This is a genomic window from Mesorhizobium sp. BR1-1-6 (assembly GCF_020165355.1).
Classification (GTDB): domain Bacteria; phylum Pseudomonadota; class Alphaproteobacteria; order Rhizobiales; family Rhizobiaceae; genus Mesorhizobium.
The window spans coordinates 30,887-51,990 of record NZ_JAIUHZ010000003.1 but is presented as its reverse complement, the minus strand read 5'-3'; the positions used below and the strand labels follow the sequence as shown (position 1 = coordinate 51,990).

Annotated in this window: 14 protein-coding genes and 3 pseudogenes; 15 read left to right on the top strand and 2 right to left on the bottom strand. The window is 59.0% G+C overall.

Annotated features, from left to right (window positions below; translation table 11 throughout):
• Positions 1-453 precede the first annotated feature (453 nt).
• The 3 genes from LB545_RS08135 to LB545_RS08125 are packed head-to-tail and all read left to right on the top strand — an operon-like array spanning position 454 to position 3,288.
• Positions 454-1,359 (top strand): SMP-30/gluconolactonase/LRE family protein, encoded by a 906-nt coding sequence (locus LB545_RS08135; RefSeq protein ID WP_140559967.1) that lies wholly within the window; start codon positions 454-456, stop codon positions 1,357-1,359.
• A complete protein-coding gene (locus LB545_RS08130; protein WP_140559966.1) occupies positions 1,356-2,606 on the top strand; it encodes an alpha-hydroxy acid oxidase in 1,251 nt (416 codons plus the stop codon). The genes LB545_RS08135 and LB545_RS08130 overlap by 4 nt, the downstream gene beginning before the upstream one ends.
• Positions 2,599-3,288: an RraA family protein gene (locus LB545_RS08125; protein WP_140547177.1), complete on the top strand. Its 690-nt coding sequence runs from the start codon at positions 2,599-2,601 to the stop codon at positions 3,286-3,288. The genes LB545_RS08130 and LB545_RS08125 overlap by 8 nt, the downstream gene beginning before the upstream one ends.
• A gap of 92 nt (positions 3,289-3,380) precedes the next feature.
• Here the strand turns inward: LB545_RS08125 and LB545_RS31120 are convergent, their stop codons facing one another.
• On the bottom strand, positions 3,381-3,614 hold the full coding sequence (locus tag LB545_RS31120; protein WP_140559965.1) for a GcrA family cell cycle regulator: 234 nt from the start codon (positions 3,612-3,614) through the stop codon (positions 3,381-3,383).
• A 734-nt stretch (positions 3,615-4,348) separates the two neighbouring features.
• On the opposite strand from LB545_RS31120, the pseudogene LB545_RS08115 reads away from it, so the two are divergent.
• Both LB545_RS08115 and LB545_RS08110 read left to right on the top strand, forming a co-directional pair.
• Positions 4,349-5,838: pseudogene (locus tag LB545_RS08115) on the top strand (ABC transporter ATP-binding protein); the annotation flags it as partial.
• Positions 5,839-6,343: 505 nt separating this feature from the next.
• Complete coding sequence (locus LB545_RS08110; RefSeq protein ID WP_140584636.1) at positions 6,344-7,210, top strand: serine hydrolase domain-containing protein; 867 nt, start codon at positions 6,344-6,346, stop codon at positions 7,208-7,210.
• 35 nt (positions 7,211-7,245) lie between these two features.
• On the opposite strand, the pseudogene LB545_RS08105 reads toward LB545_RS08110, so the two are convergent.
• Positions 7,246-8,111: pseudogene (locus LB545_RS08105) on the bottom strand (protein-L-isoaspartate O-methyltransferase family protein).
• A gap of 797 nt (positions 8,112-8,908) precedes the next feature.
• Between LB545_RS08105 and LB545_RS08100 the strand changes: the two are divergent.
• The 10 genes and pseudogenes from LB545_RS08100 (at position 8,909) to LB545_RS08055 (ending at position 20,207) form a co-directional block, all read left to right on the top strand.
• Positions 8,909-10,207: an ATP-binding protein gene (locus LB545_RS08100; RefSeq protein WP_224704880.1), complete on the top strand. Its 1,299-nt coding sequence runs from the start codon at positions 8,909-8,911 to the stop codon at positions 10,205-10,207.
• Positions 10,200-10,613 (top strand): response regulator, encoded by a 414-nt coding sequence (locus tag LB545_RS08095; protein WP_140562225.1) that lies wholly within the window; start codon positions 10,200-10,202, stop codon positions 10,611-10,613. Before LB545_RS08100 ends, LB545_RS08095 begins: the two co-directional genes overlap by 8 nt.
• 8 nt (positions 10,614-10,621) lie before the next feature.
• Positions 10,622-11,836, top strand: coding sequence for an ATP-binding protein (locus tag LB545_RS08090; RefSeq protein ID WP_140584635.1), 1,215 nt, complete (start codon positions 10,622-10,624; stop codon positions 11,834-11,836).
• Positions 11,837-11,934: 98 nt separating this feature from the next.
• The gene (locus LB545_RS08085) at positions 11,935-12,348 is read left to right on the top strand and encodes a hypothetical protein (protein ID WP_181172028.1); all 414 of its coding nucleotides are present in this window, start codon (positions 11,935-11,937) and stop codon (positions 12,346-12,348) included.
• A gap of 645 nt (positions 12,349-12,993) precedes the next feature.
• Positions 12,994-13,356, top strand: a complete 363-nt coding sequence (locus tag LB545_RS08075) for a helix-turn-helix transcriptional regulator (RefSeq protein ID WP_210239524.1) — start codon at positions 12,994-12,996, stop codon at positions 13,354-13,356.
• A gap of 768 nt (positions 13,357-14,124) precedes the next feature.
• Positions 14,125-14,287: pseudogene (locus tag LB545_RS31115) on the top strand (aldehyde dehydrogenase family protein); the annotation flags it as partial.
• Between the two features lie 427 nt (positions 14,288-14,714).
• Positions 14,715-16,283, top strand: a complete 1,569-nt coding sequence (locus tag LB545_RS08070) for a pilus assembly protein (protein ID WP_224704879.1) — start codon at positions 14,715-14,717, stop codon at positions 16,281-16,283.
• A gap of 837 nt (positions 16,284-17,120) precedes the next feature.
• Entirely contained in the window at positions 17,121-17,516 is a 396-nt protein-coding gene (locus LB545_RS08065) for a hypothetical protein (protein WP_140646494.1), read from the top strand.
• Positions 17,517-18,867: 1,351 nt separating this feature from the next.
• The gene (locus LB545_RS08060) at positions 18,868-19,836 is read left to right on the top strand and encodes a Crp/Fnr family transcriptional regulator (protein ID WP_181172029.1); all 969 of its coding nucleotides are present in this window, start codon (positions 18,868-18,870) and stop codon (positions 19,834-19,836) included.
• Positions 19,836-20,207, top strand: a complete 372-nt coding sequence (locus LB545_RS08055) for a cupin domain-containing protein (protein ID WP_140584631.1) — start codon at positions 19,836-19,838, stop codon at positions 20,205-20,207. The genes LB545_RS08060 and LB545_RS08055 overlap by 1 nt, the downstream gene beginning before the upstream one ends.
• Positions 20,208-21,104: the final 897 nt, after the last annotated feature.

Sequence of the window (21,104 nt, the reverse complement as noted above, 5' to 3'; positions counted from 1 at the left end):
CGCCAAAACTGAACGGTCTGCTTAGGCGCAAATTGTTTTAGTATTCCGCGAGCCCGATGCGGCGAAAGCGGCTTGTGTGGAATAGGCGTGGGCGGGCGAGGGCAGACGTTCACAGATGCGCGGTCGTCTCCTAGGAGTCGCTTAGTAGCGCCTGCGCGGGCTGACACGTTGACGTTAGAATGTCCATCAGTGTTCGCTCACGAACAAAAGCGGACTGTCTGCCTTCGGCCCCAATTCCTGCCAGTCAGCAAGGCGCCTCATCTCAGCCATTCCCGCACCACCGTCCGGCTTCTAGAAGCGGACATCGCTGGTGCCGACGCTCCTGTCGACTTCGCGCCCCAAAGCGGCCATGCGTCGATGCCTGCAATCGCCGCACAATGTATTCAACGAACGCGTAGACGGCTGGATTAGACCCGACAAATCTTGATAGGCTGCCGGTCTGGAGATCGCACCATGAAGGAGGTTGAAAAGCTCGCAGTCGAGGTTGTCGCGACTGGCCTCGGCTGGCCCGAGGGTCCAACGATGCTTTCCGATGGGCGCGTTGTCATCGTCGAAAGCTATCGCAGCCAGCTGACCGCCATCGATCGTGAAGGAACTGCTCGGCAGTTCGCGTATGTTGCGGGAGCGCCGAATGCATGCGTTCTCGGTTCGGATGGCCTGCTCTACGTCTGTCAGAATGGTGGCACGACCGGACCTTGGCGGGCCGCGGAGATGACAACGCCATCGATCCAGCGAGTTGCCGAAGGCGGAAAGCCGGAAATCCTGCTAACGGAAGTTGCGGGCATTCGGGTCAATGGCCCAAACGATCTCGTGTTTGCTGCTGATGGCCGGCTTATCTTCAGCGATCCCGGCACATACAACCCCAGCAATCCGGACCCCAGCTACATCTTTGCCGTCAACCCCGATGGCAGTGCCTACCTTGCTGTCGGCTTCGACGAGCCGACCTTCCCGAATGGAGTGGCGATCGAGACGGACGGCTCGATCGTCTGGGCTGAGTCCTACACGGGGCACGTCAAGCGGCAGCGTCCCAATGGTTGCGTCGAAGATCTTGGCCGCTTGCCTGGAACCAATCCGATCCCGGACGGGCTGAAGGTCGGCGCCGATGGCCGCCTTTATGTCACAGATATTGCCGCCAATGGTATTCATGTGCTGAAGCCCGACGGTACCGCGGAAGGTTTCTTCATCTGCGGCAAGGCAACGACCAACTGCGTCTTCTCCGGCGAGATGCTTTGGGTGACAAATGCCGGCGTGCTGGCGACCGGCAGCGACCCCTCCTTCGACGGCACGCTCTGCTGTGTGCGTGTTCCGGGGGGCGGAGGACCGACGCATTACGGTCGCATCGGCGGTAAGAAACCGTGAGTAGTTCCTCGATTATCTCGAACATAGGCCCTCGGGCCAACGGCGGTGCGGGCGTTGCAGAATCACCTGCTTCGACGGCGGCGCTGAAGCGCCTGTACAGCATCGCCGCGGTGCGCGACGCCGCACTGCGGACGTTGCCGCGCCCGGTGTTCGACTTCGCCGACGGCGGCGCCGAGGATGAGCGAACGCTGCGCCGCAACGAACAGGCGTTCAACGACGTTGCTATCCTGCCGAGGCCCCTCAACGGTGCAGCGACACGGGATCTCTCCCTTGATCTTTTCGGCGCAAAGCTCGCCATCCCGCTCGGTATCGCGCCAACTGGCCTGGCTGGTCTGTTCTGGCCCGACGGCGAGTGCGCGGCAGCCCGAGCAGCGGCAGCCGCTGGCACCTTCTACTGCGCCAGTCACGGCTCGGCCTGCACACTGGAGGACATAGCAGCCACCGGGACCAGCCCGCGATGGATGCAGGTGTTCATCTACACCGATCGCGGCTTCACCCGGGAAATGGTGGATCGGGCGAGTGCCTCAGGATACGGCGCGCTGGTGCTCACCGTCGACAACCAGCTGCTCGGCAACCGGGAACGCGACATCCGCAACGGGTTTTCCATCCCGCCGCGCTTCGGTGTGGCAGGGACGCTGGCGGCCGCCACCAAGGCGGCGTGGCTGCTGCGCATGCGCACCCGGCTTCCGAAACTGACCTTCGGCAACTACCTGCGTCCCGGCGAGACGGCGACGGTTGGCGCGCTGGCGGGCCGCATGGCCGCACTGCTCGACCCTGGTCTGTCCTGGGCCGACGTCGACTGGCTGCGCACCGTTTGGTCCGGACCGTTGTTGCTGAAGGGCATCCTGCATCCCGGAGAAGCCACGGAGGCCGTGGCGCGCGGTATCGACGGCGTCATCGTGTCCAATCACGGCGGACGCCAACTTGACGGTGCCGTCGCGTCGTTCGACGCGCTGCCTGCGGTGGTCGCGGCTGTCGATGGCCGCATACCTGTACTGATTGACGGCGGCGTTAGGAGGGGCTCCGACGTCGTCAAGGCGTTGGCGCTCGGAGCGTCCTGCTGTCTGATCGGCCGGCCACAGCTATGGGGGCTCGCGGTCGCCGGCGAAGATGGGGTGCGACACGTGCTCGAACTTTACCGCAAGGAGATCGACCGGGTCATGGGGCTGATGGGGGCACGGAGCCTTAGCGACCTCGGTCCAGACTGTCTTTCGTTCGTTCAAGCTACGAGGCTGCCACATGATTGAAGACCCGCCGCTGCTCACTATCAAGCGCCGTTTCGAACGGCCTGCGGCAGACATCACCAGTGCCTTTTCCGGCGTGCCCGTCAGCCAGGTCGTCGACGCCATGGGCGGGCGCGGAGCCTTGCACCATGCGATCAAGCCGCTATCACCAGCTGCTGCTACGCTGGTCGGCGTCGCCGTGACCTGTCAGTGCGGCCCTTCCGACAATCTCGCGCTGTTTGGGGCGCTGGACGTCGCCGTAAGTGGCGATGTCATCATTGCGGCCACCGACAGCTTTGCCGGGGCGGCCGTCACCGGGGATCTCGTGCTTGGCATGGCGCGCAATAAGGGGGTCGCCGGCTTCGTCACCGACGGCCTCGTGCGCGATGTTATCGGGATCGAGGCGGTCGGGTTGCCGGTTTACTGTGCTGGCGTTATCGCGAACTCGCCGGCGCGCAATGGTCCAGGCACAGTCGGTTTTCCGGTGGTGCTGGGAGGCGTGACTATCTCGCCGGGAGACATACTGATCGGCGACCGCGATGGCGTCGCCGTGGTACCCCGCCTGGAGGCTAGGACCGTGCTGGCGCGGCTCGCCGCCATCAAGGCGGCCGAGCAGGATCTTGATGCCAAGGTGCGCCAAGGTCTGGAAATGCCCGAGTTCGCCACCGTCGTCCTCAAGTCTGACAGGACGCGCTTCGTTGATTGAAATGGGGTTGCCGAATTGCAAAAAAGATTTGAGGACAACATCATACCGATGAGGTGACGCGACTGCCAGCGTGCGGAGCGCTCAAACGTAATTTACGCGGCGCGCCGTTGGGGCAAATGGGGACCCGAGCGGGCTCGACGAGGGTCGACGGCAGTCACGATGCTGTGGTGGTGATCGCAGTAGACGCGATCAGGCGAAGTTGGCCCGGCACAAAAACGGTAGCCGCCAGGTACTGACGGGTCTTCGCTCACCGGGAAGCGGCACTGGTATACGCCGAGCTGAATGAGGGGAACGTCTCTTGACGTTAGTCTGATATTTTCAGGCATGATGGTTTCCAGGTTCCTTTAGTCCATAGCCATTGCTGGCTGACGACCGCAGTGCGACGTCGGGCGAGCTTCTCTCGTTTGGAGGGCTTTGGATCAGCATATGGTGCTTGTCGCGCCGTCAATGAAGTCCGACCGCCCCGCTTCTGAGGCCAATAGTTTGCGACTTAAGGCCACACCTGCGAGACTCAGGAAACACAGGCAAAGTCCCATCGTAGAGCGCCTCGGCCGGGGTTTGTCCCTTGGCGGAGGTGTAGTGGCTTCGTGAGCGCGCGCCGCCGTGCACGTTCAGGACCCTGATGCCGTTGCTCAAAACCCAAACCGCTCCGAAAGACGGAGCTCGACCCAACGATGACCTTTTCAATGTCCGCGTTGTGAATGGCAGCAATGCGCCTTCAACTCGGTCGTTCGAGCTTGCTTGTGGCTGTCCCGAAAGCTGACGGCAGGAGATGGGGCGCGTACAGTGCGCGAGTGGTGAACTCGGTTGTGCCAAGGGGCCGTGCATTGGCTTGGGAAAACCAAGCCCGACTCCCAGGGGCATGAAAAAGCGTATGCCGCTCGGTTGTCCGATCGAATTCGGAGAAGGGGAAGAAGCCCTAAGTTTTGATCTTTTCGGCGGCGCGGTCGCAAATATCCTGACATTTGCCAGATGTTCTATCTAACATTGCAGCCGGTAACGGATCCTATCCCGGCCCGTGGAGCTACCCCGCCTCCTTCCGATTTGACCCGAGTGGCCCATCTCAATTTCAGACGCGATCTACCGTCCCTTCGAAAATTTGATCCGGCCACTTGAAATTCCCTACCGGCCGCTGCCCTCCAAGGGGCCGGTGGCGGTTCTCATGCACTTCATCTCGATGTTCCGGGCGGTATTGATCGCGCTCGCGCTTTCCTCCATGGCGATGGAAGCCATCAATCTGACGATCGTCTGGGGGCTTTCCGTCATCGTCGACGGCGTCACGTAACAGGGCGCTTCCGCATTTCTGCAAAACGAATGGCCGCTTTTGACTTTCCTTGGCCTGCTGATCTTTCCGGCCATGCCGGTAGCCTCGTTCCTGCTCAACACTCTGACCTCGCACACGCTCGGCGTCGGCATGCCGGCCGCCATCCAGTGGCAGGGCCACAAGGCGGTGGAGCGGCAGGATCTCGCCTTTTTCCATGATCTCTATGCCGGTCAGGTTGCCTCGCGCCTGCAGCAGGTGGGATCTGCCGTCCAGCAGCAGATCATTGCCGCGCTCCAATCCATTCCGCGCTTCCTGCTGCAACTGGTCGGCTCGGTCGGCCTGCTCAGCGCGCTGTCCTGGCAGCTGACTTTGCCGGTCATCGTCTGGTTCGCGCTCATGTGGCATTCACCGTTAGAGTGGTTCCCAGCTTTGCCGAACGCGCGCGCCGCACCGCCAAGCAGCGCAGCCTGGTGGCCGGCGCCATCACCGATCTCTACACCAACATGCAGATGATCAAGCAGTTCGCCGCCGAAGACAGCGAGGCAGGGGCTATCCGCCGCACCATCCAGCAGGCCGTGCATACGCAACACAGCGAGCAGCGCATCTATCGCACCTCGGAACTGACGGTCGTCGTCCTCAACATGGTCCTGTGGCTGACCATGCTTTGGATCCGATTTTCCGGTCTCGTCAACGGATTTCTCTCCATCGGCCAGTTTGTCGGCGCCGTCTACATCCTCCAGCGCCTGTCGACACAGATCTTCACGTTCCTGCAGATGGGCCAGCAGATCTTCCAGGCGATCGGCACGATCAAGGACGCCATGCCGGTCATGATAACCCCACCCACCATCACCGACCGGCCGGATGCCGCGGATCTCAAGGTCGAGACCGGCGAGATCCGTTTCGAAAACGTGCGTTTCGCCTACAAGGCCGGAAAGCCTGTCATCGAAGATCTGTCGCTGACGGTCCGCCCCGGCGAGAAGGTCGGCCTCGTCGGCCTCTCTGGTGCGGGCAAAACCACGCTCGCAAACCTGCTCTTGCGTTTCTACGATATCAAGGAGGGCGCGATCCTGATCGACGGGCAGGATATCCGCGCCATCAGCCAGGCAAGCCTTCGGCGCCCGATCGGTGTCATCGCGCAGGATGTCGCGCTGCTGCATCGTTCGGTCGGCGACAATATCCGTTATGGCCGACCGGATTCGAGCGAGCGGGAGATCGAAGAGGTGGCGAAAATGGCAGCCGCCGATGCCTTCATTGCCGATCTTGCGGACGGGGAAGGCCGCAAGGGCTGACGAGATCAGATAACCTATGCTATGCCGCTTGATGACCGCTCCTACAGAGGGGAAGGTCTGGACGACACTGCCGCAAATCAGACGCCTGACCCGATCCGGCTTCCGGGCGCGCACGAGAATGAAGGTCGGGAGGCGGCAAAGTCGACCATACCCCCTTGGATCTTTTAGCTTCAGTTCCTCATTTTGGTGTCGGCTCGCACATCCCTTCCGCAGCAGATCAACTAACGGGGCTTCCGCTCCATCGCTGAAAGGCATTGACGAAGGCACGAGCGGTAACTGATGAATTGACTAATAGTCTCGAGGCTCGTCTGGCGCGCTTGTTGGGCCGACGTTGAGCTACATTAACCCTTGCATGACGGGGCCAGGTTGGACCGCCCATTGAAAGGTGACCTCAGGCCGGAACGACAACTCTCAACTCAACTTTGCCATTGCGGTAGTTCATTCGCCTTTTCGGAAAGCGCAAGGTTCTCGCGTCGTGCTCGCAGGCAAAGTAGGATGCGGCATGGAAGCAAGGGTGCTCGTTCGCCAGGACGGCAAAACGGACGCAGGGGGTGTTTCGGACCCGGTGCCGTGGTGGAGCTTCACGAAGACTGCGTTGGCGATTGCTCTGCTGCGTCTGTCGGATTACGGCAGGGTCAGCCTGGACGAACCAGTCGAAGGTGAGCCTTACACTCCCGTTCAACTCCTGCGGCATGAAGCTGGGTTGCCGGACTATGGTTCCCTTCCAAGCTACCATGCGGATGTTGAAGCGGGCCGTCCGCCCTGGTCTACTAACGATCTATTGAAAGCGGTCGAAGCGGAACGGCCGCGATACGTCCCCGGACGGGATTGGGCCTACTCGAACGTCGGCTATCTGAAAGTCGCCCAGCTGATCGAAAGAGCATCAGGGCTGCAACTGGCCGATGCCCTTACCGACATGGTTTTCTCCCCAGCCAAAATCACCACGGCAAGACTGGCGACCACACCTGATGATTTGGGGGGCGTTTGCATGGGTGATGTCGTTGGCTACCATCCGGGGTGGGTCTATCACGGGTTGGTCGTTGGGACGGTGGTCGACGCGGCTCGCCTTCTGCATGGCCTGTTGAGGGGTGCTTTGGTCAAACCTGAAACGTTGATCAGAATGCTTGATCGTAGGCCGCTTCCGCAACTTCGCTCCGAGCTTCGCCCCGATCCGGCATACGGATTGGGATTGATGGTGAGTGCGACAAACTTGCTCAATCATCCTGTCGGACACAGTGGAAGCGGTCCAGGCAGTCAAATCGCCGTCTATGCGCAGCGAGAGACGACTAGTGCTATGTGGGCTACCACAACATCCGGCACTGATCCAGAAGCGGAGGTTTTCCGATGTCTGCGGAATGGGCGGTTCTAATGTGTTCGACGCGATATATGATGCCGCATTGTTACCTAAGCATAGGCTAGGCACCAGCCGGGAGCGCGAACCCAACATCGTTCGGCTGGTACCTCATCGTTACGGTACAGCCGCTTCACTCTCTTGTGCTCCCCATTCTCGAATGCCGCAGCGAGCGCTTTTTCCGATTCATCGTCGCGCATTCCTTCACAGGGGAAGATAGCCACCGGCGAAATCCATTGCGCGTGTAATTCCTCACCCCTGCGCGTCACGAGGAACACCGCTCCTCGAAGGTGCATATTGCCCCAATTGCTGCTAATAAATCCAAGATCGGTCGTCAGGGGTAGGACCAGCCTTCCGCCATCATTGAGTCGGTCCAGCCAGATATCCGCCGGTCGGGTTGCTCCAGCATTCACATAGATCACATCGGCTGAATTGAAAGCCACAGAACTGCCATCCCCCTGGACCACGGAAACGGTCCGATAGGAAGTGAGATTTGCTTTAGCCCGGGCAGCAAGCTCCGGCTCGAACTCGATCGCCGTCACCTTGCCGGATGCGGCAACGAGTTCGCCATGATCGCAGAATAGTAGCCGGCACCAGCACCAACATGCACGATATGCTCGCCTGGTCGCGGCGCAGCCTGCGAAAGCAGGAAAGCATGAAGTGACGGTTGCCCGTTATTGATGTGGCGCTCGGGGACGATGCCAACAATGTCATTCGTATAAAGGTAGACCGGATCGGCGGTCGGGGTTGGCACATAGGCTTTTCGCATTCGGAAGATCGGCCAGGGACCGGGACCAAGGAAATCTTCTCGCGGGACTTCGGCAAAAGCTGTCTCAACACGCTCATCGACAATTCTACCAGCCGCCGTGATCTGCTTCGCATAAGCTCGGCGCACGATCTTCAATTCGTCCGGTGTCATCAGCAGAACCAACTCCAGTGAATAATTTCGCTGTCGCAAAACCCCAATAAATGCGACACGATTTTCTTCGGAGCAGAATGTCCGGTTTGTGATCGTGTGATCAAGCCCAATGAACGTCTTGGAAGGGCCGCTTGCCGACGGCAACTTTCGTTTGAGCAGATCCGAGACCGGTCAGTCTGGAATCGGCCCCGTTGAAGAAATTCGATTGGCGACTGCTACCTTTCACTCATACGCCTAGAGGCACGTTTCACATCACCAATAAGGGATCGACGAAGTTTCGCACCCGGCGCAACGATAGCACAGCTCGGTACGGCTCAGCCGAACGGTGTTCCTGGCCGTGTTAGCCGCAACGTGTAGTCCCACGTTGAACACACAATTTAGATGCCGAGCGAAAACCTGCGCACGATCTCGAGACGCCGGCGGGCCGCCACACCGGCGCTATATGACCGCCACCGGCATCGGTGGCATATCGCGGATCCGGTGCGAGGCAAAGCTCATTCAACCTCAATTCGCCGGCTTGCCAATCGCGAGCGGACAAACTGGCACGCGGCTCACGATTGCCGCCGCCACATTGCCGTGCCTGCCGGCGCTCCAAGAGGACCTATGACCCACCTAAGCGAGTCCTCCTGCTGCATTGGGACCAGCGCTTGTGTAGAGTAAACTGACCCTTTAGTTGACAACTGCCATGCGGCAAGAATATTCGAGATGACTGCCGAACCCGCTGCCCTTTGTCTGCCCCCTAGCATTTCTACGCTGGACCCGGTGAGTTCGCTGCGATTTTGCATGGGGTTCTCGCCATGAACAGCCGCCCGGATGCGCACAAACTCGGCGAAAAAAGCCGACGCGAACATGAAGCTGGGTTTGAGCTCCTCGTTCGCAGCGTGAAGGACTATGCCATCTTCATGCTCGATCCCGAGGGACGCGTTGCGAGTTGGAACGAGGGAGCGGAGCGGATCAAGGGCTACTCCGCGGACGAGATCATGGGCAAACCCATAACGATCTTCTATTCAAACGAGGTCGTTCAGTCCGGGCATGTGCAGCGCGAGTTGGAGAGTGCGCGCCAGTATGGCCGATTCGAAGACGAAGGCTGGCGGGTTCGAAAAGACGGTTCACAATTTTGGGCCAATGTTGTCATCACCGCGCTGCGAGCGCCGGATGGGGAACTGCTGGGCTTCGCTAAAGTGACGCGCGATCTAACCGAGCGGCGCCAAGCTGAAGAGCAGGCCCGGCAGTTGGCGGCGGAGCAGGCGACCCGCGATTCAGCACTGCTGCGCAGTCAGGAGCTAGCGGAACTTAATTCAAAGCTGCAGGAACAGGCTGCCGAATTGAAGGAGGCGCTGGATGCGACCAAGGAAGCCCGCAACGCGGCAGAACTCTCGGCAGAGGCCGAAAGGGAGGCATATCGCGAGCTTGACCAGTTCGCCTACATCGCATCCCATGATTTGAAAGCGCCACTGCGCGGCATCGGCAATCTCGTAGAGTGGTTGCAGGATGATCTTGGCGAGAAGATCGAGGGAGAGTCGATTGAGCACATGCGCCTCCTTCAGGTGCGCGTCCGGCGCATGACTGCGCTCATCGAGGGCATTCTCACCTACTCGCGCGCGGGCCGCCAACACGGCTCGCAAGAACAAGTAGATACGGGTGCGGTTCTAAGCGAGATCGTCGACCTGCTCAACCCGCCAGAGCAAGTGCGAGTTCAGTGGCCCCAGCGGATGCCAACGATAGAAGCAGAACTCGTGCCTCTCCAGCAGGTTTTCATGAACCTGATCGGCAACGCGATCAAATTTACCTTGGCCGTGCGACCCGATCCCGCAATTGCGATCGAATGGCGCGATGTCGATGACGGCGTCGAATTCGCGATCACAGACAACGGCCCTGGGATAGAGCCACAATTTCACGATAGAATCTGGGCAATGTTCCAGACTCTCAACAGGCGAGATGACGTCGAAGGAACCGGCATCGGCCTCTCAGTCGTCAAGAAGGTCGTCGAGCGCCGCGGCGGCAGAGTCTCCGTCGAATCCTTGCTCGGCGAAGGGGCGACATTCCGCTTTGTTTGGCCGAAGAGTACCCAAGAGGACGTGAGCCACCGTGAGTGATCAACTCAACATCCTGCTCGTTGAAGATGACGAAGTGGACGTCATGAATGTACGGCGCGCCTTCCGCAAGAATCACGTTGCAAATCCGGTCTATGTGGCGTCGGACGGGATCGAGGCGTTGGAGAAATTGCGAAATGGTGAGGTTCCGAAGCAGAGAAGACTGATCCTGCTCGATCTCAATATGCCACGGATGAATGGGATCGAGTTCCTTCGAGAACTGCGGCGGGATCCTGATCTTTGCACGACAGCGGTCGTAGTTTTGACCACTTCCAAAGACGAGCAGGACGTTTGCGATGCCTATAGCCTGAACGTTGCCGGATACCTTGTTAAGCCCGTGACCTTCACAGATTTCTGCGAAAAAATGGCCGCTTTGAACAAGTTTTGGTCGCTCGTGGAGCTACCCTGAAGGTTGTGATGGCGAAATCTCCGCCCCTCCCAATTCCTGTTCCCGCCGACAAGCGTCGGCCCCTGCGTGTGCTCGTCATAGACGACGACGAAACCGATAGAGCCTCGATCCGACGACTTCTGCAGCAAACGGACTTGTCGGTTGCGATTGATGAGGCGGCTTCCGGCGCGGAATCGCTGGGGTACCTCGAAAGCAGTGGCTATAGCTGCGTCCTTCTGGACTACTATCTGCCCGACATCAACGGACTCAAGTTGATCGAGAAAATCAGAGCGGCTGCCCCTAATGCTCCGATCGTCATCTGCACGGGACGTGGACATGAGGATCTCGCCGTCGAATTCATGAAGGCCGGCGCCTCGGACTATCTTTCCAAGAGTTCAATGACAGCTGAACGCCTTGCTGCGGCGCTGCGCTATGCGATCGAGCTCGGAGAAGTGAAGAAGGCGAAGGCGCGGGCCGAGGAGGAATTGCGGGCCGTGCTGGCAGAACGGGAGCTGCTGCTCAAGCGGGAGCACGAGGCACGAACCCGCGCCGAACAGGCGACGCAAAGCCGCGATCAGCTTTTGGCCATAGTGGCGCACGATTTGCGCAACCCCATTCAGGTCATCATGAGTGCCGCGCGAAGAACGCCGGAGCCTGAGGCAGGATCGGGACAGAGAAACTACGCTGAGTTCATCCAGCGCGCCGCTCGCGAAATGGATCGGCTGGTGCGCGATCTGTTAGACCTCTCCAGCTTGGAATCGGGAAGCTTCGCGGTAGAATGCCAGCCCGTTGACCTTCTGGAGGTTATCGAAGAGGCGCGGGAAAGCTTCGATTTCTCCGCGGAGGGCAGAAATCTGGCCGTCGATTTTGGCGTTATGCCGAACATCCCCGCAGTCATGGCCGATCGCTCCAGGCTCCTTCAGGTAGTTGGCAATCTGCTCAGCAACGCGCTGAAGTTCACACCTGACCAAGGGAGCATATCCGTTCGCGCTGAAGAGCACGACGGTTGTGTTGAAATTGCCGTCCAGAATACCGGATCGGTGATCGCCCCAGAGCAAATGCCTCATATTTTCGATCGGTTCTGGCGAGGCGATCGGTCATCCCGGAACAGCGCAGGACTTGGGCTGGCAATCTGCAAAGGCATCGTCGAGGCCCACAATGGTGCCATCGAAGTAGTCAGCACGGACCAAGAGGGCACTATATTTAAAGTGACGCTTCCGGTTGGTGGCCCGGATCGCCACTGAAGCACTGCTGGAAAGTGCAACACAGCAAATCCCATAACAGGTAGGAACCAGTTGCACTCTCACAGCTTCTGCTCGCAGCCTCAACGAGCGGACCAGGCATGGGTGACAATAAACCGGATCGCGAGCAGATGACCACGATCCTCGCACGCTTCCTCGCCAAGAAAACCGGCATCACCGAAGCGCAGGCTCGAAATCTAGTAAGCTTGGTTGGTACCGAGCTTTTGTTGCCGCGGCCTGACGAAACCCATAACGAGGCCCCGCAAGCAAATGGTGGTTTTGCAAATGGTGGTTTTATTGTGCGCGACCCCGTGTTGAGCGAGGCTAAGCAGCGGGCCAATGGTGGCATACCGCGCCGCCTGGTTGTCCTCTCAAATCGGCTGGGGAATATCCGCGATCCGGCGCAGGCGGGCTGGCTGGCAGTAGGCATCGCGGATGCATTGGCCGAGCGTGGCGGTCTATGGCTGGAGCAAGCACCGAGTATCAAGACTCTGCCGCGGGCGACGAACCGCTGATCCACCTTGAACACGTGGGAAGGATTGAGACGGCTGCGCTCACCCTGCCGCGCCAGGAGTATACGCTCTACCACAACGGCTATGCCAACAGCGTGCTATGGCCACTTTTCCGCACCTTCGACGAAGCTCTCGCGTGGGGCAGCCGGTCGGCGAAGTATTCCTCAGCTGCTCGGAGGGCGTCATCTGGGCCAGCAGGTACGGGACTACTAGCAGGGGGCTCTTCGTCGAGCTCGTAGAGCACGATCCCCTCGCGACGAACGTCTAGGAAGAAATACTGACCCTCCCCGAGTGCAGTATTCGCGCCGGCGGACATGTCAAGCAAAGCTTCGCGGTGCAGATTATATGCAGTGCGAAAGGTGGCGTTGCGCAGGTGTCGCAATGCGGCCACGTCCAATGGCGCGCGCGGGCGAAATCTTAGGCCCTATTTCCGTCCCTATTCGCGCCGGGACCTGGATGATGCGGCGGCGTTATAAGATCTCTGCAACTGTCTTATAACGCCGCTTGCGTCGCTTGATCTCATCCTGTTATAAGAGAAACTCATTTTTCTTATTATTGGAGTTGTGCGCAGCCAAGCCGGCGGATGCCAAGCAATTTCGCCGGTTGATCGCCACGGCCGCGGAGCGAGTGGGCGGCTCAGGCGGCGCGATGGCGCTTGCGCGGCCTGAGCCGCACCGGCCGCTGAGCGTGCTGGTAACGCCGCTGATTATCGAGACGACCTGGTTTGTGACAGGCCGCTCCGCCGCGATCGTGTTCTTGGCCGATCCAGACAGCGCGCCTCCGACGGCGCAGGAACACTTGCGCAGTCTCTATCGGCTGACCCCGTCCGAGGCGGCCGTGGCCATGGCAATTACACACGGCGCGGGGCTACAGGCGGTCGCAGATGAGCTCGAAATCAGCCTAACCACGGCGCGCACTCACCTGCAGCACGTATTCGAAAAGACGGGGACGCGGCGACAGGCGGAATTGGTTCGCCTTATCGGGGCTAGTGGCCTTTACGAGCGACAATAGCCGGAGCGCAGTCCGGCTTAGTAATGCCCCAGCAGGTCGTGAGGACCTTCTACAGCTCGACGCCACTACATCCGATATCTCAAAGACGCACTTTGTAACCACTGCTGCTAGTCTAGAAAGCGATCCGGCGGACAGATCACGGCTTCCCTGCCTCGCCCCGGCGCAACCCGCGCCGGCCACTGCGTTACGGCACCCCGCAGGCTTGCCGCAGGTGATCGGTGCGTTCCATGTATGCAAAGGCGCGATACAGGCCGCCGGAGCCGCAGGACTCCCATCGCCGGCACAGAAGAGTTGCTCGTCGGCATAAGCCGAACTCACTCAAGTGGGTTTGGCAGACGTCAACTTTAGCTTTGCTACGTGCCCAAACCCGTCAGTCGTCTTCGCGAAGAGTTTCGGGCGCCGGCAGGCGTACGAAAGTCCCCGAGGAAGGAATCCGGGGGCCACAGGCGACGGCTATGGAGATTTCGATCTGCGGCTGATGTCGGCGATGGCTGGGACGTCGCCAGGGAGGGCGGAGATGGATGCCGACGGCCGCTTCGTTGCGCCTCCAGGCGATGTTGTCGACCTGGCACGCTGCTGGGCACGGCTCTGTCGGCGTTGAAGATCACCTTGGACACACGTGGGTTCGCCGCCGGAGGCTGAGTGCCTGCGGCTGAATGCTGGATGATACAATGCCGGTCATGGGGCGTTCTCCGGGTTCGGTGTCGATATGTCCGGGGCCCCCGCGGCTGCCTCCATCGGTCGAAGGTCTAGATGACGATCATGCGTCTCGCATCGCAGATTCGCTCCGGTCAGGCTCATCTCAACTAGCCGGCCTGGGATCCGCGCGCCCCATTTTGCGGTTTCAAGCAGTCCGGAAACGGGCGCGAATATCGGGCCCAAGGCAAGTTGGAATGTCTTGAGTGTCAAATCCATCCTTGGATGTTTCTAGGCAACATCTTTGCCGAGCGCCGAGGGCGCGCCCGGTGGCGTCATCTTGCCGGTAGGCGGCCTTCAGTGGGGCTTCCGCTCTCGGGTGCGCCGCCGATCCGAAAAGAGGCGAGCCGATCGGCGGGACCAGCCGGATCATTAACAGACCGCGGAACAGCTTGCGGGGCTTTTCCCATGCTACCGAGATGCCGTTGGAAAGCTCATGGGGCTTGGCCTATTGGGTGCGACGGTATGGCGGCGTCGCTGGTCCCCACTTACTGTTCAGGCATCTGGCGAGCTGTTTGAGTAGGTGAGCCTCACCGTGACACAGGGTTCGGTCTAAGGCTTGTTTAACCAAGCCGGGGCTTTGCCGACAGATAGGCCTCTGTCTCAATCCTCCATCAACCACGTTCGTGCAAAGGGAAGAGGTTGGCTGACAGGGGGTTGTTGTGCCTAAGGATTTTTGGCGTTGTAAGAGCGGAAATTTTGCGCTTCTGATGGGCTTGGCGTTGCCCGCTATTCTGGCGACCGTGGGTTTTGCGACGGACGTCTCCACCATAATGCGGGCGAAGGTCAGCCTTCAAAGCTCCCTGGACGCTGCAACTCTCGCCTCGTCGCATCTGTCGGATAATGAAGCCGACCGCAGGCAGCTTTTTGATCGCTATTTTCAGGCGAACGTCGCCAACCATGGCGAACTCTCGAATGCGAGAGTGACCTTTTCCGTCGACAAGGGTCTGAACTACATCAAGACCAAAGCTGTTGCTTCCGCCGATGTGGCCCTCAATTTTGCCTTTCTATTTGGTGCCAACCAGCGCATCGAGGTTGACTCGGGCGCGGTAGAGGCCACCAACAACCTCGAAGTCGTCCTCGTTCTGGACAACACCGGCTCCATGGCAGGGGCCAAGATCAAGGCTCTTCGGGATGCCACCAAAGCGCTGCTTGATAGCCTGGAGGGAGCGAAGTCACCCAACCGCAAGGTGAGTGCTGCACTTGTCCCCTTTGTCACCGCAGTCAACATCAATGGCGACGAGTTCGACCCATCTTGGATCGACATGGATGGCAAGTCGTCGACCAACGGCGTCAACTTCCCTTTGCTGCCCGATGGCAAGCGCGTCAATCACATGGACCTGTTCAGGGACCTGGCCGAGGGAACCGGTTGGAAGGGCACAGGCTGGAAGGGCTGCGTCGAGGCCCGTCCAGGAAGTGCCGGCATTTCCGATATCGCGCCGGACCAGACTGATGCCGATACCTTGTTCGTGCCCTATCTCGCTCCAGATGACCCCGGCGATGCCACGGATCCATCGGCCAGCTATGGCAACGATACCAAGGTCTACAACAACTCCTATCTCTCCGATGACGTTGAGGACGGCGCGGATAAGAAAGGAAAAGACAAGAAAATTGCGAAATACAAGAACCCGAAAGCGAAAAAGATTAACGACAAGAAAGGGCCACTTACGGTCGGTCCCAATCGCGCTTGCCCCACACCAGTGGTCCCGTTGAGCATCGACCTCGACAAACTGCGGACCGCCGCCGCCCAGATGCAAGAATGGAATGGCTCTGGCACCAATGTCTCCGAAGGGCTCTCCTGGGGTATGCGGGTGCTGTCGCCGGACGCACCTTACACCGGCGGGGCCGCATGGAAGGCACCCAACACGAGCAAGATCGTCGTTCTGCTGACTGACGGCGAGAATGTAGTCTTTGGAGCCAGCAACGAACCGGAAAAATCGGACTACACGTCATATGGCTTTCTGTCGTCGGGCCGCTTCGGTTCGAGCAACCAGACGGACGCGGCGCGCACGGTCGATCGCTGGACCCTTGACGTTTGTCAAAAGCTGAAAGCGCAGCAGGTCCAGATTTACACGATCACCCTGCAATCCGACACGGCGGCCAACCGAACGCTTTACGGAAAATGCGCCACTGATCCGAGCAACTACTACGCCGTTAACGACCCTCGCAAACTGCCCAACGTGTTTCAGGAAATCGCTCGAAAGTTCACGGTGCTACAACTGACCAACTAGATCGCCGTCCTATTCAGATGAATCGATCGCGCCGAGCTTCAGCAGCAAAGAAGCATGCCGGGACACGCGCCGCGGAACGCCGCTGCCGACAGATGGCGGGCTTCTCTGGCTTGCATGAATTCAGGACGGCGTCTCGCGCACGCTGACCGTCCTCGGTATCGTTTGGCTTGCCACTCAAATCCATTGCCAGGTTGGCGTGGCAGCACATATGCACGCCCCGTTCGGGTTCGGGCTGAACGGGGATTTTCGCAACGTGATAGCCTTGTCGTCGGAAACTTGCGGGGATTGGCCGCCTTTAGGTCGCCAGAATCGCGGTGGCTGTGGCATCGCTCGTGACCGCTTGGGGTCGACATCTGGCGCGCCTTGCCAGGCGGTTTGAAATCGGACCGCCCAAACCCGACCAAAGTCTGATTCCGAAGCGCAAAGGTCTGAACGCGTGAAACAACGCAGGCGTGGTCACATTAGTAAGGCGACCGCCGATCATCAGTCCCTTCATCGCCGGTCGATTGAGTACCCGCCACGCTCGCTTCGTGTGGCGGGTACTATATGGTGGCTTGGCCGGCAGCCTGGTACATGATTGTGTTCGCAGCGGTTTTGGTGAGTGTTCCTTGTTTTCGGCAAGCCGTTATAGCCCAAACGACAGGCTCGATGGTGATCATGCTGCCCGTCCATACAATCGGTCCCGCTCTGAATGGCTGACTGCCAAGCGACATGGCCGACGAAGAACGGTTGCTCAAGATCCTACAGGCCGGCACCCAAGAATTCCGCTGGCGTCGGCATTGAACTGACCCATCAAATGTGCCTAGATTGGACAAACATCGCTGGGGAGGAATGGCGATGATGGCCACGCAAACAGATACCACTCGAACGTTTATCGAGGCTGCGCGGTTAAGTGTTCGGCGTACCGGACGGGAGATTGACGAACTTCACCGGAGCCTGAGCTTTTCCCGGAAAGCCGTCGAAGCCTCGCGCCAACTCTTGAAGCGCCTTCATGAGCAGCAGAAAGATCGCCCGCCGGGATCGTGCTCCGCATTCATCGGAAAAGCGGCAAAGGCACCGAGCGACATCTCCGCATTTGATTGCGACATTCTGCGCGAAGTGTTCAAAAAACTTGTCTTGGAAACCAAAGTGCCGGAAGACAAATGGCGCGATCTGGCTACAAGCCTGATCCTGGAATTTACCGACCACAAACAGATCGAACCAGCCTTGATAAACTGGATCATCCGCAAGTAGGCACTGCCGCCGTGGAGGGTTGCCAGTCGCCCCTCTCTCGTTGCGAAAAAGTTGTTCGGCGAATCTCGCTGGCTGGACTTCAGGTCCTGCTTCGTCACTGCGTGCTCTTGTTGCCGGCCCTTGCCGAGCTGGGCATCGACTCCCGCATGAATGAAGCCGTCAATAGCTGCTGAAATGACGAAGCTCTAGCCCGATGTAATTGAGACAGTTCTTGACGAATGGCGAGTAGCCAACGTTTACGTATACCGTATGCACTCCACGCCGATCACCGATCGGCCTGTCGCTAGTCTGCCAGCGAGGGAAACACTTGGATTGCTCATGCCAAAACCATTGCCTTCAGAGGCGGCCGCATGCCGCTGCAAGCAGGCATCGCGTTTGGTCATCAGGTGCCGGGTCCAGCTCCGCCCTCGGGCGAGAGATTGCAGATCGACCATGTAGTAGTTTGGCCTGAGAGGCTTGACGATGGCACTACGAAGATGTCCGCGTACATTTTTGAGCACGTATATCTGAAGCGGGAGAGCAATCCGTGTTATTGGTTTCATCACTTTGAAGGGAGGCCATCCGATCAATATGAAGGACAATGGTCCATTCGACTGGAGAACAGGGGCATAGTGCTGCTTTCACGAACCTTCGGCCTCATCAAAGACTGACTGCCTCGGACTCGTACAGTTCGTTTCGCCAACCATGCTAGCGCTGAGTGATGGCGTTGGGCAGCGCCTTGAAGTCAACAGTCCTTAATCTCGGGACCATGACTTCGCCATCAACGATGGAACCTCCAACGTCAACTCCTGCGCTGTGCTGTCGGCATTACATATTTCGACATGCAATCCCAACCTGAGGCCTCTGAAGTGGCCAGCTCGGTATGTCGATGGGAATCTGAGGCGGCCGCCGTCGAATTCACGTAGTGCGGGTGGGCATCGCTCCAGGACAATGAGGAAGCAGCTTTCGAAGGCTCGCAGCTTTCCCAGAGGTCCGGCGGCGTTACGTCTGTTTTTTCGCGGCAAGTCGGCCGGCCGGGATTCGTCTCACCCCGGAAGCGGCCGCGCCGGTCAATATCTAATCGCTTGGATAATTCGACATCTCCGCTCTGCGCGGCCCAGCAGCATTGGCCACAACCGGAACCTCGATTTTCGCGAACATCGGTCATGCCGGCTGGCGCCTGTTGAGCAGATCTCTCGAACGCGCGAGCGCCTGATGAGAGATCGCGATCAGTTCCGTGCTGATAGTCATGATCCCCACGGAGCGATGCAGACGTTCGTTCGTTCCTGCGATGCTGGTAAGCACGTTATTCTCGACCGCAATGAGGGTGGCGGTGAGCCGATTAGCAGCGCACCCTTGCCGACGCGATTCATTGTTATTTTTCGAGACGTTTGAGGCTGAATACCGCCTCTTGTCGCCAGGATTAAAGATCGGCCGCTCGCTGGTCATGACGCCGGTATGCGCGATGATGGCGGCTATCGAACTTAACTGGATCAAGCTTGCAGCAAGATCGCCCTGGCGGAACCAAAGCTATCGAATCGGCTTTTTCCTGCATCCCATGATCAGGAGGGTCCCCATGGATAGTCCGTTGCTCAAGAAGCTGGTGCAGTTCTCCGATTTTTCCGAGGACGACAAGTGTCTCATCAACGAACTCACGTCAGAGCGACAGAAACGCTATGGTGCCCGCCAAGACATTATTCGGGAGGGTGAGCACTCCAAAGACATCCACGTAGTGCTTTCCGGGCTTGCATGTCGATATAAACTCCTCGAGGACGGCTCGCGTCAGATCATGGCATTCCTTGTGCCGGGAGATCCCTGCGATTCCGAGATATTCATCCTGGACGCGATGGACCACAACATCGGGACTCTGGCGCCGAGCGTGGTTGCGTCGATCTCAGGCACCCGCATGAAGGAACTGCTTCTCAACCGCCCTAGTATCGCGCTCGCCTTCTGGTGGAACACGCTTCAGGACGAAGGAGTGTTGCGCGAACGCATTATCGATGAGGGAAGGCGCGACGCCTATTCGCGCATTGGATTTCTGATATATGAAATTTTCGTGCGCATGCGGGCTTTCGGCGACATCGTTGACCAGAAGTTTGAATTCCCGATTACCCAAGTGGACCTGGCGGACGCGACAGGCCTCACACCTGTTCACGTCAATCGGATGCTGAAGCAGCTTCGCGAGCAAAATCTCATCGCGATTGATGGCACGACGTGGACTGTACTTGACCCTATAGGCCTGCGCAAAGCCGCTCAATACGAGGCTAGCTACCTGCATTTGGACCGAGCCAAACGGGAGCCGGCAAGCGAGGCGGGGCGACGGGTCAATGGTCTAATCTGATGAGGATTACCGGCGGTGAGCAGCCGATAGAGATGCCATCTAGGCCATCAAAACCGATCAATCTGACCGCAGCGGCGGAACCGATGCCTTGGGTTGAAGCCTGCAAAACCATCGGCGTGACCGGACCAAGCGAGCTGGTTGCGCTGGATGTTCGTGGCTTAACTCATGCAGACAATGGCCGGCTTAACGATGGTTCTCGGGAGACCGTATATGTCGTGGTCGCTGGTTTCGGCGTGTTGCGGTGCGATGATGCGGCTATGGAGTGCACCGCTGGCGACGTCATTTTCGTCCCGAGAGGCTGTCCGCACCGCTTCGAACGACTGGACGGAGAGATCAAGATCTGGACTATTTCGCCAGTGGGCGGCCCGTAGCCGGCAAACTGTTCCCTCACAGCTTCAGCCCCCGGAACTGCGCATTGTCGAGAGCTGGCGCAAAGCAGACAATCGTCTCTCAATTCATGACAGGAACCTGCCAGAGGCTAAATATTGTTTGGTGCTTCGAAAGCGGACACATTGGATGTTGAGCGTCGGGGACAGGCGTAACCGCGTCTTGAGGGTGGCTGTAGGGCATGCCGGGATCTAGCCTACCGACTTCTCTTCAGGCGTCAGCCCGCCAAGATCACCCATGACGACTCCGCGTTGGCGTCGCTCGTTACTCCTATTGTCAGACATCTGGCGTGTGTTGAGGGGGTAGGAGAACTTAAATCTGCTGATGCGGTTTTCGGACCGGTGGGATCCAGCCATTCCTAAGAGGAACATATGGGCCAAATAATCGCCCGATATACCGAGACCCGCGCCCCGCAAGGAAAAAAGACAGGGATAACCGACAGGGATAACCGAGAGGCTATCGTCAAAGCTCCCGACAAGACGAACAATTGGGATCATGATGCGGTCTATGTGACGGCGACAATCGGCGTTGAGTCGGAGCAAGGCGTGGAATCGAAATAGCCAGCGCCAGGGCAAATGAACGCGTTGGCCAAGACATGAAGCGGAGATCGACGATCTGCCGCGCAAGGGATTTGCCATTGGCATAGTAGCCTAGCGGTTATGCTTTCATCCGCTAGGAAAGCGCGCGGAGGGCAGCGGCATCCTTGACTTCCGGCGAACGTCGGCAAGTTCGTCAAGCAACCGCTACATGATCCCTGCCGAAGCATGGAACGATTTCGAGCTGGCGATGTTGGGCCCTCGCACTGTTCCCATTCAGTGCTGTGTTCCCGCTGATTGCCCGCCGCCGAAAGGTGGCGGGCTCTTTTTGCATCGTGGAACATA